This window comes from Streptomyces sp. Ag109_O5-10, from assembly GCF_900105755.1.
In the GTDB taxonomy this organism is placed as follows: domain Bacteria; phylum Actinomycetota; class Actinomycetes; order Streptomycetales; family Streptomycetaceae; genus Streptomyces.
In genome coordinates, this window is record NZ_FNTQ01000001.1 from 8,275,732 (window position 1) to 8,291,190 (window position 15,459).

Sequence of the window (15,459 nt, forward strand, 5' to 3'; positions counted from 1 at the left end):
CCCGGACAGGCGGGCGCCGTCCGACGGGGCCGGCCGCGTTCACGATCGTTCCGCGGGGCCACGGGAAGGCTGCGGCAGGCCGTCGGGTAGAGCCCTGGGGACCAACTCGGCCACGAGCGCGGCGACCTGCTCCGTCTCGATCAGGAAACCGTCATGCCCGTACCGGGACTCGATGACCCGGACGTCGTCCGCCGTGCCGATGTTCGCTGCCAGTTCGGCCTGTTGGGCGAGCGGGTAGAGGCGATCGGAGTCGACGCCCGCGACCAGGGTGCGGGCGGTCACGCGGCCCAGGGCGGTACGCACGCCACCACGGTCACGGCCGACGTCGTGCGCGTTCATCGCCTCGGACAGCACCGCGTAACTGCCCGCGTCGAAGCGCCGGATCAGCTTGGCGGCGTGGTGGTCGAGATACGACTCGACCTGGTACCGGCCGCCGCCGAACGGGTCCTCGGCACCCTGAGGCGCACGGCCGAAGCGGACTTGGAGTTCCGGCTCGCTGCGGTAGGTGACGTGGGCCAGGCGGCGCGCGAGGCCGAGGCCGGCGTGCGGCCCGTGGCCGGTGTCGTGGTAGTCGCCGCCCTGCCAGTGCGGATCGCCTCGGATGGCGTGCAGCTGGATGTTCGCCCAGGCGATCTGCTCCGCGCTCGCCGCCGCCGTGGTGGCGAGCAGCAGCAGCGCACCGGTGCGCTCGGGGTGGGTCACCGCCCATTCCACGGCGCGCATCCCGCCCATCGAGCCGCCGACGACCAGCGCCCACCGCTCGACACCCAGCGCGTCGGCCAGCCCGGCCTCGGCGGCCACCTGGTCGCGCTGGGTCAGGAACGGGAAGGCGCCGCCCCAGCGGCGACGACCGTCGGGACGCGGCGAGGCCGGTCCCGTACTGCCCTGACAGCCGCCCAGGACGTTCGGGGCGACGACGAACCACCGGTCGGTGTCCAGCGCCAGACCCGGCCCGACCAGCCCGTTCCACCAGCCCGGGGCCGGATGGCCGGGTCCGGCGGGCCCGGCGACATGGCTGTCACCGGTGAGGGCGTGCAGGACGAGCACGGCATTGGCGCGGTCCGGCGCGAGCTCCCCCCAGGTCTCGAACGCCAGCCGGACGTCGGGCAGTTCACCGCCCGCCTCCAGCGACAGTGGCTTCTCGGCCACGTACCACTGCCGGCGCCCGGCCGGGTCCCCCTCCCGCCAGGCCCCGGTGGCCGGCGGAAGGGGAACCCCGGTGGTGGGTCCGGCGTTCAGGACGCGCCCTTGGCCGCGCGGAAACCGGCCTCCAGGTCGGCCTTGAGGTCGGCGAGGTTCTCGATGCCGACCGACAGGCGCACCAGGCCCGGCGAGGTGCCGGTCGCCGCCAGCTGCTCCTCGTCCAGCTGGCTGTGGGTCGTGGAGGCGGGGTGGATGATCAGGCTGCGTACGTCACCGATGTTGGCGAGGTGGCTGAACAGTTCGACCGCGTCCACGAACCGCTTGCCCGCCTCGACGCCGTCCCGCAGCTCGAACGAGACCACGGCACCGGCACCGCGCGGCAGGTACTTCCGCCCCGCCTCGTACCACCGGCTGGACGCCAGGCCCGGGTAGTGAACGGCGGCGACCTCGTCCCGCTGCTCCAGCCACTCCGCCAGCGCCAGCGCGTTCGCGGAGTGCCGCTCGATGCGCAGGCTCAGCGTCTCCACGCCCTGCAGCAGCAGGAACGCGGAGTGCGGGGAGAGGGCAGGGCCGAGGTCGCGCAGCAACTGCACGCGCAGCTTGATCGCGAAGGCGCCGGGGCCGAGCGCCGGCCAGTACTGCAGCCCGTGGTAGCTCGGGTCGGGCTCGGTGAAGTCGGGGAACCGCTCTACGTGCGCACCGAAGTCGAAGGTGCCGCCGTCCACGACGACGCCCGCGATGGCGGTGCCGTGCCCCCCGAGGAACTTGGTGGCCGAGTGCACGACGATGTCCGCGCCGTGCTCAATGGGCCGCAGCAGATAGGGAGTCGGAACGGTGTTGTCCACGATCAGCGGCACGCCCGCCGCGTGGGCGGCGTCCGCGACGGCCCGCACGTCGAGCACGTTGCCGCGCGGGTTGCCCAGCGTCTCCGCGAACAGCGCCTTGGTGTGGGGCCGGATGGCCGCCCGCCAGGCGTCGACGTCGTCCGGATCATCGACGAAGGACACTTCGATGCCCAGCTTCGGGAGCGTGTGCCGGAACAGGTTGTACGTGCCGCCGTACAGCGAGGTGCTGGAGACGATGTGGTCCCCGGAACTCGCCAGCGTCAGGATGGCCAGCGTCTCGGCCGCCTGCCCGGAGGACAGTGCCACGGCCGCGACACCGCCTTCCAGCGCGGCGACGCGCTGTTCGAAGACGTCCTGGGTGGGGTTGTGGATGCGGGTGTAGATGTTGCCGGGCTCGGCCAGGGCGAACAGGTCGGCGGCGTGCTGGGTGTCCCGGAACACGAACGACGTCGTCTGGTAGATCGGCGTCGCCCGGGCTCCCGTCGTCGGGTCCGGCGCGGCCCCGGCGTGAATCTGCTTGGTCTCGAAGGACCAGGCCGAGGTGTCGGGTCCGGCGGGTGTCTCGTCGGCGGTGTGACCGGCGGTGACGGAGTCGATGGGCTGGCTCATGGCGGGTACTCCTTGTGCGGGCAGACGCGAGGATGCGACGGCGCGCGCGTGCGGGCACGCGCCCGTGGCAGAGGGGAGAAGCGGAACAGGCGGAACTGCGGGAGAGGGAGAAAGGGCCGGAGCGGAGCGTCAGCTCTCGGCGCGACAACCGGTCGCGGTGACACGCACGTAGTCCACGTGGCGGCGGGTCACAAGCACGGTCATGGAGACAGAGAACCACACGGGGGCACCCAACGCCAGCCCGACCGGGCCCTCTTCACCGAAGCGACGCAGGCCGGCTGACACGCCTTCGCCCAGGGGAGCGCCCAGGGGGGCCCGTCGCCGTCGTCGGTGCCGTCAGGTGGTCCGGTTGTCGCGCCCCCGGTGCTCGCCGCCGTGCCGGCCCAGGAGTACCGCTCCGGCGGACGGCCGGCGGAAGTGGCCGGCGGAAGTGGCCGGCGGAAGTGGCCTGCGGAAGCGGGCTGCGGAAGTGGCCTGCGGAAGCGGGCGGCGGCTCGGCTCCGGCTTGAGGCCGTCGGCGATCGGATGGACAGTAAGAATCATGAACCGGCACCGGCGGCCATCGCGGCGGGCTCCGTGGATAGCGGGCGGAGCGGCCGTGGTCGCCCTGGGGGGCGGTCTGGCGGCCTGGGCGTTGCTGTCGTCCGACCACGGCGGCAGCGCCGCGCACCCGACGCCGTCGCCCGTGGTGACGCCCTCGCTGTCGCCCTCGGCGACGGCGCCGAGTCCGTCCCCGTCCGTTTCGCCGCGGCCGTCGGCGCCGAGTTCACCGGCGCCGGCGACGCCGAGGCCCACCCGGACCCCCGCGCCCAGGCCGACCCGGACCCTACCGCCGGTGCCGACCGCCACCCGGCCGTCGCCCCACCGGACGCCCCTGTTCCCCCCGCCACCGGTGCACACGCCGACCACGAAGCCGGCACCTCCCCCCACCCCCACGCCCAGACCGTCCGTCACCCCGCACGGACCGAGCTCGCCCCCGCCCTCGCCGTCCCCCACGACCACGCGGCCGAGCGTGCCCCCGCCGTCTCCGTCCCTCACGGCGACCCGGCCGAGCGCGCCCCCGCCGTCTCCGTCCCTCACGACCACGCGGCCGAGCGCGCCCCCGCCGTCTCCGTCCCTCACGGCGACCCGGCCGAGCGCGCCCCCGCCGTCTCCGTCCCTCACGGCGACCCGGCCGAGCGCGCCCCCGCCGTCTCCGTCCCTCACGGCGACCCGGCCGAGCGTGCCCCCGCTCACCTCACGGCCTGCGCAGACACCAGGGACCGTGACTCCGGCCCCGACAACCACCGGCAACGGACCGGGAACGACCACCTGGGTCACGTCGCCGCAGGCCGTGGCCGCCGCCCAGCGGATGGCGGCTGCCCGGGCGGTCGGCGACCCGGTCTGCTCGCTGTCGGCCGTGGGGCAGCCGAACCCGAGCCTCGTGCCGCGGGTCGGGCGCATCGGCGTCGGGCACTACGGCGACTACTGGTGCCTGATCTGGTAGCCGGTCAAAGCCCCCGCCGGGGGCGGGCCGAACCGGCGCGCGGGGTCAGTCCGGTGCCGCGTTCACTCGAATGGGCGAAGGGGTGCGGTTCAGTAGCCGACGGTGAAGCGCTCGCCGGTGTGCCGTGGCCGTTCGATCTCGTCGAGCAGGGCGACGGCGTAGTCCTCGGCGGAGATGCGGCTGCTGCCGTCGTCGGCGATGAGCAGGTCTTCCTTGGCGATGCGATAGACACCCGTCCGCTCGCCCGGCTCGATCGTCGCGGAGGGGCTGAGGTTGGTCCACTTCACGTCGCTGACGGTGCGGCAGAAGTCCAGGGCGTCCCCGTGGGCGTGCATGATCTGGAGCAGGAACTCCGGCAGGCCCTCGGCGTCCCAGACCTGCTTGCCGTCCGGCGTGCGCAGGGACCCGGCGCCGCCGACGAGGACGAGCCGGGGTGCCGGTTCACCCAGGCTGCGGATGCCGGTGACCAGGGATTCGACGCTGGGTCTGATGGTGGCGATGTGGCCCGGCCCGTCGCCTCCGCCGACCGCGCTGACCACGACGTCCTGCCCCTTGGCGACCTCGGCGACGGACCCGGGATCCAGAACGTCGCCGGTGACCACGGTCAGGCCGGGGTCGTTCCGGGTGAGCTTCGCCGGGTCGCGCACGACCGCTGTGACGAGGTGCCCGCGACGGAGCGCCTCGTCCAGGACGCGGGATCCGATGGTGCCGGTGGCGCCGAACAGGGCGATCTTGGACATGCGAGTGAATCTCCAGTTCCCGGTGGTCGTCTCCGGGTTCGCAGATTACCGATGTCTTTCGTGGCAAAGCGTTAATTGTCGGATCTATCCCGACAATCTGCGTTCATTCGGTCCAGCGGCGTTGCGGTTCAGGCCCGCGTCAGTCGGCGGCAGTGCCCTCGGCCTCCCAGCGCAGCAGGTCACCCGGCTGGCACTCGAGTACCTCGCAGAGCGCGGCGAGGGTCGCGAAGCGCACCGCCTTGGCGCGACCGTTCTTGAGTACCGCCAGGTTGGCGGGCGTGATCCCCACGCGGTCGGCCAGTTCGCCCACGGACATCTTCCGCTTGGCCAGCATCACGTCGATGTCGACGGCGATCGGCATCAGATCACCTGGTCCAACTCGGCCTGCATCCGCGTCGCTTCGACGTCGCGGGCGACCGCCTGGGCGAGCAGCATCCGCAGCACGAGCACGATGAGCGCGACCCCGAGGACGGCCACGCCGATCCCGCCCATGATGACGGTGACGCCCGGGTCGTCCCGCTGGCCCGGCGCGTTGACGGCCGTGACCGCGAACCACAGGAGGGCGGCCGCCGTGATCGCGCCGATCACGCCGTCCACGTACCGGAAGGCGGCGTGGGAGAACACGGTTCCGCGCCGCACCATCGTCACGAGCCGCCACACGCAGACCACTGCGACCTGGACCGTGACCATGCCCAGGACCGTGATCAGGCGCAGTGCGGTCAGCGGGAGCGTCCCGTCCTCCGGGTCGTTCCCGCTCACCAACGTCCAGACCATCATTGCCTGTATGAGCCCGGTGCCGGTGAGCACCAGCGCGAGCACGGCGCGCAGCGTACGCACTGCCAGCTTTCCCACGACCTGTCCTTCCATCGAGTTGCGATGGAAATCTATCGAGATTCGATAGGTGTCGCAAGGGTTGGGGGCGCCGGTGCCCGTCTGCCGCGCAGCGAAGCGGTCAGGGGCGCGCGGTCAGCGGCGGCTCCGGTACGTCCGGGCGGTGCCGATCCCCGCCACGTGCAGGGCGAGGGCGGTCAGTCCCAGCAGCATGACGTTCGTGGAGGTGAACGTGTCATTGGTGCTGATGTCCGCCGCGTTGATCAGGAAGGCGATGAAGAACAGGACTGCTGCGACGATGCCGGCCATGAGGGGCTCCTCTCGTAGGGTGAAATCCCGTATGCCCGCACATCACCTCCACAAGCCCGTCGCCGGGCGGCCGCGAGGATGCGGCGGTCGCCGTGGGGGTGGGGTGCCGGGCGCGCGGAGCGCCCGCGTGATCGGACGGCCGTGCGCGAGCGGCGGGACGCGCTCGGGGATCGTCGGGTTGTTTCCGGTGATACCGGGTCAATTGGCTTGTGGATTTCTCAATTCGGCGCGACAACCGTGGAAGACGGCCAGAATGTGGCGTGCGGCCGGTGGTGTGGGGCGTCGGCTGTCGCATCCTGTGAAAAGGGAGTCCCGTCTTCGGGCAACGGCGTACGCTCCGCGTCGAAGGAGGGTGCCATGGCCGCTCACGCGAAAGCGATCGGGATCTGGTGGCTGGCCACGATGGCCGCCCTGACCACCGCGGTCATCGCGGTGGTCCTCGTCGTGCAGGCCGACTCGGGAGAAGCGTCCCCGCCCCCGCCGTCCCCCCTCACCGCACCGCCGACGAATGCCCCCGGGGCGACGGGCACCGTTCCCTAGGCGTCGTCCTGACCGGGGGCGGGATGCCAGACCTGCTCGGGCGGGGCTCGGATCGCGTGACGGGCCGGCTCGGTGACGGTGTGTCCGACGGAGAAGCAGGTGAGGATTCCGCATGACCGCGGGGCCCGCATGTGCTCCAGGAACGCCTTCGCGAGCGTCTCACCGCACTGAGCGTTCTGGCTTGCGGCCGGGAGAGCCGGCGTCTCCTGCACGGTTCCGAACAGCAGTCACCTGGGAAGTGCGACGGCACTTTCTGTTCTCCCGACCCCTCGCGGACGGCGTCCCCCGTCACGGCCCGGCCGGCTGTCGCCGACGGCGGCGCCCGGCACCGTCCCGCGCCGTCAGACCGTCGAGAGGTCGATCGCGCGGTCCAGGTCGTGGGGCCGCAGGACGCGCAGGATCGCTTCGAGGAGGTAGTAGTCGGCGTAGGGGAGGGAGATCTCGATGCCGTCCTCGGCCGGGCGGTTGCGGGTGCAGCGGGCCACGACGGCCTCGGCGCGGGTGGAGTGGGTGGTGAGGCAGGTCTCGCACAGGGCGCCGAGGATGCGCAGCGCGGTGGTGCGGTAGGACCAACTGCCCGTGGCGGCGGCCAGGTCGAGCAGCCCGCAGGCCATGACGGTCCCGGCGGAGGCGTCCTTGACGTCGTACGGCTGCTGCGGTGCGCGGTAGTCCCAGACGGGTACGTGGTCCGGGCCGAGTGCCTTGACCGCGTAGTCGGCGAGGGTGCGGGCGGTGGCGAGGAACCGGTGGTCGCCGGTGCGGCGGTACATCGTGGTGAAGCCGTAGATGCCCCAGGCCTGTCCGCGGGCCCAGCAGGAGGTGGGGCTGTAGCCCTGGACGGTGTTCGGGCCGACGGGGGTGCCGGTGGCGGGGTCGAGATCGTAGGCGTGCGGGGTGGAGCCGTCCGGCCGCGGGAAGAGGCGCTGCGTGGTCTGCGCGTGTCCCACGGCCGCGTCCATGAACGCGCTCTCGCCGGTCTCCCGGGCGGCGAAGACGAGCAGGTCGAGGTTCATCATCGTGTCGATGATCATGCGCCCCGCGTTGTCGGCGGTGCCCAGCGCACCCCAGGCCCGCAGGTAGCGGCCACGGGGGTTGTAACGCTGGAGCAGTGAGCGGGCCGCCTGGACGGCGCCGTCCCGCCAGGTCGTGTCGCCGGTCAGCCGCCAGGCGGTGACCCAGGACGGGGTGAACAGGAAGCCCAGGTCGTGTGTGCCGGTGTCGTACCGGCGGGGGGCGAGCTTCGCGGCCGATGCCAGGGCGAGGGCGCGCAGGCTGTCGTCGCCGCTGTGGAGCCAGCTCATCCAGAGGACGCCGGGCCAGAACCCGCCGACCCAGTCGCCGTTCTGGGAGTAGACCCACTTCTCGAACTTCGTCCCCACGGGGAAGGCGGTCACCCCGGGTGCGACGGCACGCACCTTCGCGACCGCGTAGTCCGCCGCGTCACGCAGCACCGCCTCCGTCGCCGCCGGCACCTGGCCGGTGAGCGCCTGCGCGGACTGGGGTACGGCGGACGCGACCGCGGCGCCGCCTGCGGTGGCCAGCACGGCCCTGCGGGACATGTGCATGGGTGCCTTCCTCTCCAACTGAACCGGTGAGCGGGGGAGTTGAAGGAGTCTCGCACGGGGCGGCGCGCGCGTATACACATGTGCGCAAAGTTCAGATATGTGAATCGCCTTCGCGGGGCGGACGTCCGTTGCCCGGGGCGGCGACCTCTCGTACGGCCCTGGCGACGGCCGGGAACCCCTTCCGCTCGCCGCGAGGACGGCGTCCACGTCCCGGACCGCGGCCTCGAAGGAGTAGTCCGCGGAGCGCTGCGGCTTCCTGCCACGAGCCCGCTCGTCGTAGGTGATGTGCCGCCATTCCGGGCCCGGTTCGGCGACGACCCGGCGCCAGTGTCCCCGCGTGGCGAACGGGCCGTTGAGGTAGCCCACCGGGACACCGGGGCCGCCGGTGTCGCTGACGGCCAGAGCGGTGTCGTCCACCGGGACCGTACCGGTCCACTCCGTACCGGCCTTTCCGGTCGCTCCGGCCTTTGCGGCGGCTCCGATGTTTCCGGTTGCTACGGCCTTTCCGGTCCCCCCGGTCCCCCCCGGTCCCCCCGGTCGCCCCGGTCGCTCCGGTCGAGGAAGTGCCGTTCGCCGTGATGTCCCTGTTCCCCCATCCGGTCGCGTGGAAGCGGCTGGTGCGGTTACCCCGAGGGGGCTCGGCGATCGGGTCGCCGAGCCCCCTCGGGCGGACGGCCGGTCAGCCTGCCTGGAGGCTGCGGGCGGTGATGTCGCCGCGGGACGTGGTGGCGCGGATGTCGAGTTCGGCGGTGCCGTCGTTCTTGAGGGCGTTGCTGACGCGGCCGTGGCCGGTGCCGGCGTCCAGGGCGGCCGAGACGCCGGTGGCGGCGGTGACCGAGATGTCGCCGTCCTGGGTGCGCAGGACGACCGTGCCGCGGGTCGCCTCGTTGATGCGGATGTCGCCCCGGGCGGTGCTGATCTCCGCGGAGCCGCCCAGCCGGCCGACCTCGACGTCGCCGTCGGTCGCGGTGAGGCGGAGGCTGGTGGCCTCGTCGATCTTGATGGTGCGGTACGCGCCGTCGAAGGCGACGTCGCCGAGGCGCCCGACCCCGCGCAGCTCGGTGCCGGCCGCCTTCGCCTCGACGCCGGAGCCGGCGGGCAGCTGGACGGTGACCTCCACCGAGCCGGAGGGGCCGAAGAGCTGGTTGCCGGGGGACCCGGCCGTGATCCGCAGGACGCCGTCGGCGTAGGAGACGGCGGTCTGCTCGGCCGCCTTGACGTCACGGCCCCTGGCGGGGTCGGCGGGCAGAACCTCGACGGTGGTGTCGGCGCGGTACGCGGCGATGAACTGGACGCGTCCGGCGGGGATGTCCAGGACGGCGGAGATCGGGGCGGGGGTGTCGAACTTCTGCATCGTGGTCTCCCGTTGGCGTTCCTTGTTTCTGACAACGGAAACGCTACGTTGCTTTCCGGGATGCGACAATGGATTCGTTGCGTAAGAAACATATAACCGCATGTCAGATAGCTTAAAGTGTTGCAACTGTTCTGAAGGTAACGCAACGCGCAAGCCTGGATCATTGCAATGAATAGACAGTGAACGCTACCCTTGAGAGGGTCGGGGGCCACCCCGCGGGAACAGCGAGGAGATCGCGATGCCGGGAGGCAGGCTCAGTCAGCAGGAACGCCAGCAGATCGCGCTCGGGCTGGCCGACAGCCTCCCCTACGCCGAGATCGCCCGCCGTATCGACCGTCCGACCTCGACGGTCACGCGTGAGGTGATGCGCAACGGCGGCCCCACCGCCTACCGCGCCGACCTGGCCCACCGCGCCACCGAGCGCCGCGCGCACCGGCGCCGGCCCGCCTCCTCCCGGGGGCCGGGGGTGGTGCCGCAGCCGCACGGACGGGACGCCGAGGCCGTGGCCGAGTACGAGGAGACGCTCGCCACCGTCTTCATGCGGTCGGGTACGCCCAAGATGATGGCGCGGGTGCTGGCCTGTCTCTGCGTCAGCGACGCGGCCGGCCTCACCGCGTCCGAACTCGTCCAGCGGCTCCAGGTCAGTCCGGCGTCCGTCTCGAAGGCGGTCGCGTTCCTCGAGGAGCAGGGGCTCGTCCGCCGGGAGCGCGACGAACGCCGCCGCGAGAGCTACTTCGTCGACGACGACGTCTGGTACCGGTCGATGATGGCGAGTGCGCGCGGCACGGCCCAGATCGCCGAGACCGCCCGTCAGGGCGTCACCGTCCTCGGCCCGCGTACCCCCGCCGCCAACCGCCTGGAGAACATCGCGCGATTCCTCGACTTCGTCAGCGAGAGCATCGCCCGCGCCGCCGAACAGGCCCGTGACGTCCTCCACAGCAAACCCGCGACGACCACCGCTGACGGCACCGGCCGGCCGGACCCCGGCGCCGCATAGACGCGCGGCCGGGCATCACGGCAGGGGAGATCCGCGCGGGGACGGTCGGCGCGGTCGTGGCCGGTGAGGTCATGACTTACTCCGAGCCGAACAACCGGCTGCACCGCGGGCTCGTCGAGTTCAGCGGCCGGTCCACGGACGGGGGAGCGCCGGAGCGGCCGCGGCCGGCCGGTGTGGTGGTCCCGCGACAGCGACGACAGCGGTCACGCGCCGCGTAGGGGAACCATCACCTGCTGAGCCCCTGCCGGGCCGCCCGGGCCGCGCTGTATCGTACGCGCGGCAGCACACGCACCACCGGAACATGCATCAACTCCCGTACCGGCACGTCGACTTCACCCACGTGCCGGTTCCTTTCGCCGCCGCCGGAGGAACCGTGGCAACCAGCCGCCCCCACCGTTTCCGTGTGCCTCTGACCCGACGCAGATCCCTCGCCGTGACGGCCGCACTCGCCGCCGTCTGCGGTGCCGGCCTCACCCAGCCGACCGCGGCCCACGCGGACGCCGCCGCCGACCGCGCCGCCCTCGCCCAGTGGTGGGCCCCCGTCAACTTCCAGGACGTCGACTCCACCGGCGAGACCGCGCTCGGCGGCAAGTCCGACTACATCACGTCCTACGACTACGACGGTGACCTCAACGGGCGCAACAACTGGGAGAACACCGGCCAGTTCCCGCTCGCGGCGCACGTCTACTACTCGGTCGTGCAGACCCCGTCCTTCTCCTACCTGCTGTACACGTACTTCCACCCGCGCGACTGGTCCGACGGTGTCCTCGACAACTACCAGGAGGACCTGACCGAGCACGAGAACGACGCCGAGGGAGTCCTGGTCGTCGTGGCCAACGACGGTTCCGCACACGGCCAGTTGAAGGCGGCGATCACCGTCGCGCACAGCAACTTCTACTCCTGGGTGCCCTCCGGAAGCGACTTCACCAGCGGCCAGGAGAGCGTCGACGGCACGCTGAAGCTCCAGGGCGACCCGCACGACGACGGGCACGGCCGCCCGTTCACCACCCAGCAGCCCAACACCCACGCCGCGTGGGCCGAGGGCTACCTGTCCCAGGAGCGCAGCCAGTACGCGAGCGGCGACGGCATCGTCTACTACCCCGGCTCCACCGCCGAGGTGCCGGCCGGCTCCGACGACCGCGACGTGCAGTACACCCTGACGGACGTCTTCGCGGCGAACGGCATGTGGGCGAACCGCACCCTCACCACGCTGTTCGCGACCACGGACAACTTCGCCGGCGACGACAGTGCCAACCCCTACGGCGCCAAGTGCGGCGCGGGCGGGGTCCTCGGCCCGGCCAACGGCGCCTGCGACACCGACGCGGCCAACCCGCCGTGGGCCTGGGACGACGGCGACGACCTGCCCGGCCGGGGGTACCTCGCCACCAACCCCGCCGAACTCGTCTGGGACTACTTCGACTGGCCCGGCAAGCCCGCCGCGCCGGACCTCGCCTACACCTGGGACCAGTACAACGGCATCACCTCCTGATCAGGCGCAGGGCCCGCCCTGCAGCACCGCAGGGCTGATCTGCCGACGCCGAGGCAGTGTGGTGACCATGCGGGCGACCACGCGTTCGCTGAGGCGGACACGGCGGTGGGGGATGTCCCCGGGGAACCGGGCGAAGCCCCCCGCCGCCAGGTCGAACGGTTCGGTGAGTCGGTGGTGGACATGACGCACGCCCACGAGCCGTCCTCCGTCGACGTCGGCACGAAGGCCACCCGCGCGCTGATGCCGCCCTGGCTGCGCAGGTACGTCGGGAGCCGACCGCCGGAGCGGGGGGCGACGGCGCCGGGCGGGGCTCGACGCGCGCGATCGGTCCGGAGCTGGTGTGCTGGGTGAGGGGGCTTCGGACCCTACCCGTCGTACCCGTTCCGGGAGAAGACGCATGAGTACGTACCGAGTCGCGCAGGTGCCCGCCCTGGGCGGGCCGTTCGAGATCGTCGAGCGGGAGGTGCCGCGGCCGGGCCCCGGCCATGTGCGGATCGCGGTGGAGGCCTGCGGCATCTGCCACAGCGACACCTTCTTCGTCACCGCCGCACTGCCCGGTGTCACGTTCCCGGTGGTGCCCGGCCACGAGATCGCCGGGCGGATCGAGGAACTCGGCGAGGGCATCGAGGACTGGGGCTGGCGGCTCGGCGACCGCGTGGGAGTCGGCTGGTTCGGCGGCAGCTGCGGCCACTGCAAGCCCTGCCGCCAGGGCGACTTCATCGTCTGCGAGAACCTGAAGGTGCCCGGCTGGTCCTACGACGGCGGCTTCGGCCAGCAGGTGATCGCGCCGGTCGACGCCCTGGCCCGCATCCCCGACGGGCTGACCTCGGCCGACGCGGCGCCGCTCGGCTGCGCGGGCGTGACCACCTTCAACGGCCTGCGGCGCAGCCCGGCCGAGCCCGGTGACCTGGTCGCCGTCGTCGGCCTCGGCGGACTCGGCCACCTCGGCGTGAAGTACGCGGTGGCCATGGGCTTCGAGACGGTGGCCATCGCCCGCGGCGCCGAGAAGGCGGATTTCGCGAAGCAGCTCGGCGCCCACCACTACGTCGACTCCACGACCGAGACCCCGGTCGCGGAGGCCCTGCAGTCGCTCGGCGGCGCCAAGGTCGTGCTCGCCACCGCGGGCAACTCCCAGGCGATCTCGGCGGCCGTGGACGGGCTGGGACCCCGGGGCGAGCTGGTGGTGATCGGCATCGACCCGGAGCCGCTCGGGATCAGTCCGCTCCAGCTGCTCACGGCCGCGCGGGAGATCCGCGGCCACCCGTCCGGCACCGCGCAGGACGTGCAGGACACCATGGAGTTCAGCGCCCTGCACGGGATCCGCCCGACGATCGAGACCGTATCGCTGGACCAGGCGGACGAGGCCTACCAGAAGATGCTCACCGGGGCCGCGCGCTTCCGCATGGTCCTCACCTACGACTGAGACCCGCGGCCGGGACCCACGACTGAGACCTGCGGTGCACGAGTCACACGCGGCGGTGTCACACGGCTGCCGGAGGCACGGCGGGCGGGCGCTCAGCCGCGTACCGCGCGGGCCGCGAGCAGCGCGATGTCGTCCTCGGAACCGGCGGCGAGGTGCGCGAGGACCGTGTCGACGATCTTGTCCAGCGGATCGGTGGGGGACAGCGACAGCCCCGTCAGCCGGGCCAGCCCGCGGTCGATGTCCTCGCCGCGCCGCTCCACGAGACCGTCCGTGTACAGGAGCAGCACTCCGCCGCGCTCCGGGGTGACCCGCTGCTCGTACCGGCCGAGCCCACTGCCCAGCGGCGGGCCGACCGGCACCGGGACCAGCTGCGTCTCGCCCTGCGGGGAGATCCAGACCGGCGGCAGGTGGCCGGCGCTGGCGTAGGTGAGGGTGGCGACGTCCGCGTCGCCGAGCGCGAGGAAGCAGGTGGCCACCCGCTCGAAGCCGGAGTCGGCGACCATGCGGTCCGCGTGCTGGAGGATGCGGCCCGGCGAGAGCCCCGCGAGGGCCAGGGCGCGCATCGTCGAACGGTAGTGGCTCATCGCCACCGCCGCGTCCACCCCGTGGCCCATCACGTCCCCGATGACCAGCATCGTGCGGCCGTCGGGCAGGGCCAGGACGTCGTACCAGTCGCCGCCGATCAGCGAGCCGTCATCGGCGGGACGGTAGCGGCCCGTGGTCTCCACGCCGCCGTGCTGCCGCAACTGGCCGGGCTCGGTCAACAGGGCCCGCTGCAACTCCAGGGCCATCGTGTGCTCGCGTTCGAAGCGGACCGCGCGGTCCAGGGCGCGGGCGGCGCGGGCGGCGAGTTCGCGGGCCACCGTGGCGTCCTCGTTCGAGAACGGCGCGGAGTCCCCGGCCCGGGCCAGCAGCAGGATGCCGAGCACCCGGCCGTCCGCGACCAGGGGGGCGAGGAGCACCGAGTGGACTTGGGCGGCCAGACACGCCTGCGCGGGCGCCCAGCGCGGGATCAGCGACCGCCACTGCGCCGCCGTGATCGCGTTGCGCCGCCAGATCCGGCCCGCCGCCAGGTTCCGCCGGTTCCCGGTGCCGCGCGGCCAGCCGACCAGCTCGCCGCGCGCGTCGAGGGCCGCGAGACCGGTGACCAGCCCGGGCCGCGTGGCGTACGCCGCGAGCCGGGTCGGCGTACGCCGCGCCGGCACGGTGTCCGGCGGACTGAGCTCCACCCCGGCCGCGTCCGCCAGCTCCGGTACGACGAACTCCGCCAGCTCCCGGCAGGTCCCGGCGACATCGGTGCCGGTGCCGATCCGGGACGCGGCCGAGTCCAGCAGCGCGAGGCGCCGGTGGGCGCGCTCCAGCTCGTACACGTACTGCTGCGGCTCGCTGATCTCCAGGCCCACCGCGGCCACGCCCACCACCCGGCCCGTGCCGTCCACGAGCCGGTGGTAGACGCACCGCCACTCGCGGACCTGGTACGGCGAGTCCACCCAGGTGCGGCCGGTGACGACCGCCTCGCGGGGCCGTCCGTCGCGGATGACGTCCCGCAGCACCTGGTCGGGCCGCCTGAGGTGCGGCAGCACCTCGCGCTGGGTGCGGCCCAGGTAGGCCTCGGCGGGCAGGCCCGTGGCCCGGGCCATGTGCGGGTTGACGTAGAGGTAGCGCAGGTCGGTGCCGAGCACGGCGAAGCCCACGGCCGCGTCCTCGACGATGCCGCGGAGCATGTCGACGTAGTCGATGCCGACGGGCGGTGCGTCCGCACCGGCCGGAGCCTGTGTGCCCCGTGCGGGGGGCGCGACCGGCGCCTCCGGGGTGTCCCGGGCGCCCGGTGAGCTCGGGGTGTCCCGTGCGGTCGCTCCCGTCGGTGCCGTGGGCGCAGCCGGTGCCGTCGGTTCGACCGGCGGTGCCGGTGCGGCCCGTCGTCGTGAGGAGGTGTCCCTGTCCACCCGGTCCTCCTCGCCTGCCCCCTCCCTCGGCCGCCCTCATCGTGCAACAGGTCCCGGCACGGCGCATCCCGGAACCGCTCCGGCCGGTACCTCGGGCGCTCTCGCTCACATCGCCCCGAGCGCGGCTGTGCGGCGGCCTTAACCCCCGTTGATCGGGAGCGGTGACGCCGGTGTAATCAGCC

Annotated in this window: 15 protein-coding genes; 5 read left to right on the forward strand and 10 right to left on the reverse strand. The window is 72.8% G+C overall.

Going from position 1 to position 15,459, the window contains the following annotated elements; all coding sequences use genetic code 11:
• Positions 1 to 39 precede the first annotated feature (39 nt).
• The 3 genes from BLW82_RS37690 to BLW82_RS37700 all read right to left on the reverse strand — a co-directional run bounded on the left by BLW82_RS37690 (position 40) and on the right by BLW82_RS37700 (position 3,803).
• A complete protein-coding gene (locus BLW82_RS37690; protein WP_093506205.1) occupies positions 40 to 1,239 on the reverse strand; it encodes a homoserine O-acetyltransferase MetX in 1,200 nt (399 codons plus the stop codon).
• The gene (locus BLW82_RS37695; RefSeq protein WP_093506207.1) at positions 1,236 to 2,597 is read right to left on the reverse strand and encodes a bifunctional o-acetylhomoserine/o-acetylserine sulfhydrylase; all 1,362 of its coding nucleotides are present in this window, start codon (positions 2,595 to 2,597) and stop codon (positions 1,236 to 1,238) included. The genes BLW82_RS37690 and BLW82_RS37695 overlap by 4 nt, the downstream gene beginning before the upstream one ends.
• Before the next feature lie 336 nt (positions 2,598 to 2,933).
• Positions 2,934 to 3,803, reverse strand: a complete 870-nt coding sequence (locus BLW82_RS37700) for a hypothetical protein (RefSeq protein ID WP_143063735.1) — start codon at positions 3,801 to 3,803, stop codon at positions 2,934 to 2,936.
• A gap of 58 nt (positions 3,804 to 3,861) precedes the next feature.
• On the opposite strand from BLW82_RS37700, the gene BLW82_RS37705 reads away from it, so the two are divergent.
• Entirely contained in the window at positions 3,862 to 4,083 is a 222-nt protein-coding gene (locus BLW82_RS37705; RefSeq protein WP_093506211.1) for a hypothetical protein, read from the forward strand.
• Positions 4,084 to 4,172: 89 nt separating this feature from the next.
• Here BLW82_RS37705 and BLW82_RS37710 read toward each other — a convergent pair whose 3' ends face one another.
• The 4 genes from BLW82_RS37710 to BLW82_RS44730 all read right to left on the reverse strand — a co-directional run bounded on the left by BLW82_RS37710 (position 4,173) and on the right by BLW82_RS44730 (position 5,963).
• Positions 4,173 to 4,823 carry an NAD(P)-dependent oxidoreductase gene (locus tag BLW82_RS37710; RefSeq protein WP_093506213.1) on the reverse strand — a complete coding sequence of 217 codons (651 nt, stop codon included), beginning with the start codon at positions 4,821 to 4,823 and terminating at the stop codon, positions 4,173 to 4,175.
• Positions 4,824 to 4,962: 139 nt separating this feature from the next.
• A complete protein-coding gene (locus BLW82_RS37715; RefSeq protein WP_093506215.1) occupies positions 4,963 to 5,184 on the reverse strand; it encodes a helix-turn-helix domain-containing protein in 222 nt (73 codons plus the stop codon).
• Entirely contained in the window at positions 5,184 to 5,675 is a 492-nt protein-coding gene (locus tag BLW82_RS37720; protein ID WP_093506217.1) for a DUF2975 domain-containing protein, read from the reverse strand. The genes BLW82_RS37715 and BLW82_RS37720 overlap by 1 nt, the downstream gene beginning before the upstream one ends.
• A 114-nt stretch (positions 5,676 to 5,789) precedes the next feature.
• Positions 5,790 to 5,963 (reverse strand): hypothetical protein, encoded by a 174-nt coding sequence (locus tag BLW82_RS44730; protein WP_177233196.1) that lies wholly within the window; start codon positions 5,961 to 5,963, stop codon positions 5,790 to 5,792.
• A gap of 357 nt (positions 5,964 to 6,320) precedes the next feature.
• Between BLW82_RS44730 and BLW82_RS37725 the strand changes: the two genes are divergently transcribed.
• Positions 6,321 to 6,503 carry a hypothetical protein gene (locus BLW82_RS37725; protein WP_093506219.1) on the forward strand — a complete coding sequence of 61 codons (183 nt, stop codon included), beginning with the start codon at positions 6,321 to 6,323 and terminating at the stop codon, positions 6,501 to 6,503.
• A 341-nt stretch (positions 6,504 to 6,844) separates the two neighbouring features.
• On the opposite strand, the gene BLW82_RS37735 is transcribed toward BLW82_RS37725, so the two are convergent.
• Together BLW82_RS37735 and BLW82_RS37740 are read right to left on the reverse strand one after the other, a co-directional pair.
• Entirely contained in the window at positions 6,845 to 8,068 is a 1,224-nt protein-coding gene (locus BLW82_RS37735; protein ID WP_093506223.1) for a YyaL domain-containing protein, read from the reverse strand.
• Between the two features lie 679 nt (positions 8,069 to 8,747).
• Positions 8,748 to 9,422, reverse strand: a complete 675-nt coding sequence (locus BLW82_RS37740; RefSeq protein ID WP_093506226.1) for a DUF4097 family beta strand repeat-containing protein — start codon at positions 9,420 to 9,422, stop codon at positions 8,748 to 8,750.
• Between the two features lie 238 nt (positions 9,423 to 9,660).
• On the opposite strand from BLW82_RS37740, the gene BLW82_RS37745 reads away from it, so the two are divergent.
• From BLW82_RS37745 to BLW82_RS37760, 3 genes are all read left to right on the forward strand, one after another.
• Positions 9,661 to 10,419: a GbsR/MarR family transcriptional regulator gene (locus BLW82_RS37745; RefSeq protein WP_093506228.1), complete on the forward strand. Its 759-nt coding sequence runs from the start codon at positions 9,661 to 9,663 to the stop codon at positions 10,417 to 10,419.
• A 403-nt stretch (positions 10,420 to 10,822) separates the two neighbouring features.
• A complete protein-coding gene (locus BLW82_RS37750) occupies positions 10,823 to 11,908 on the forward strand; it encodes a hypothetical protein (protein WP_143063736.1) in 1,086 nt (361 codons plus the stop codon).
• Positions 11,909 to 12,305: 397 nt separating this feature from the next.
• Positions 12,306 to 13,331 (forward strand): alcohol dehydrogenase, encoded by a 1,026-nt coding sequence (locus BLW82_RS37760; RefSeq protein ID WP_093506232.1) that lies wholly within the window; start codon positions 12,306 to 12,308, stop codon positions 13,329 to 13,331.
• 92 nt (positions 13,332 to 13,423) lie between these two features.
• On the opposite strand, the gene BLW82_RS37765 is transcribed toward BLW82_RS37760, so the two are convergent.
• Positions 13,424 to 15,277 carry a SpoIIE family protein phosphatase gene (locus BLW82_RS37765; protein ID WP_093506234.1) on the reverse strand — a complete coding sequence of 618 codons (1,854 nt, stop codon included), beginning with the start codon at positions 15,275 to 15,277 and terminating at the stop codon, positions 13,424 to 13,426.
• Positions 15,278 to 15,459: the final 182 nt, after the last annotated feature.

What these genes read in the sequence shown, in the direction of transcription:
- BLW82_RS37695 (WP_093506207.1), bottom strand. Translation starts at nt 2,597, where the DNA reads ATGAGCCAGCCCATCGACTCCGTCACCGCCGGTCACACCGCCGACGAG.
- BLW82_RS37710 (WP_093506213.1), bottom strand. Translation starts at nt 4,823, where the DNA reads ATGTCCAAGATCGCCCTGTTCGGCGCCACCGGCACCATCGGATCCCGC.
- BLW82_RS37715 (WP_093506215.1), bottom strand. Translation starts at nt 5,184, where the DNA reads ATGCCGATCGCCGTCGACATCGACGTGATGCTGGCCAAGCGGAAGATG.
- BLW82_RS44730 (WP_177233196.1), bottom strand. Translation starts at nt 5,963, where the DNA reads ATGGCCGGCATCGTCGCAGCAGTCCTGTTCTTCATCGCCTTCCTGATC.
- BLW82_RS37725 (WP_093506219.1), top strand. Translation starts at nt 6,321, where the DNA reads ATGGCCGCTCACGCGAAAGCGATCGGGATCTGGTGGCTGGCCACGATG.
- BLW82_RS37735 (WP_093506223.1), bottom strand. Translation starts at nt 8,068, where the DNA reads ATGCACATGTCCCGCAGGGCCGTGCTGGCCACCGCAGGCGGCGCCGCG.
- BLW82_RS37740 (WP_093506226.1), bottom strand. Translation starts at nt 9,422, where the DNA reads ATGCAGAAGTTCGACACCCCCGCCCCGATCTCCGCCGTCCTGGACATC.
- BLW82_RS37745 (WP_093506228.1), top strand. Translation starts at nt 9,661, where the DNA reads ATGCCGGGAGGCAGGCTCAGTCAGCAGGAACGCCAGCAGATCGCGCTC.
- BLW82_RS37760 (WP_093506232.1), top strand. Translation starts at nt 12,306, where the DNA reads ATGAGTACGTACCGAGTCGCGCAGGTGCCCGCCCTGGGCGGGCCGTTC.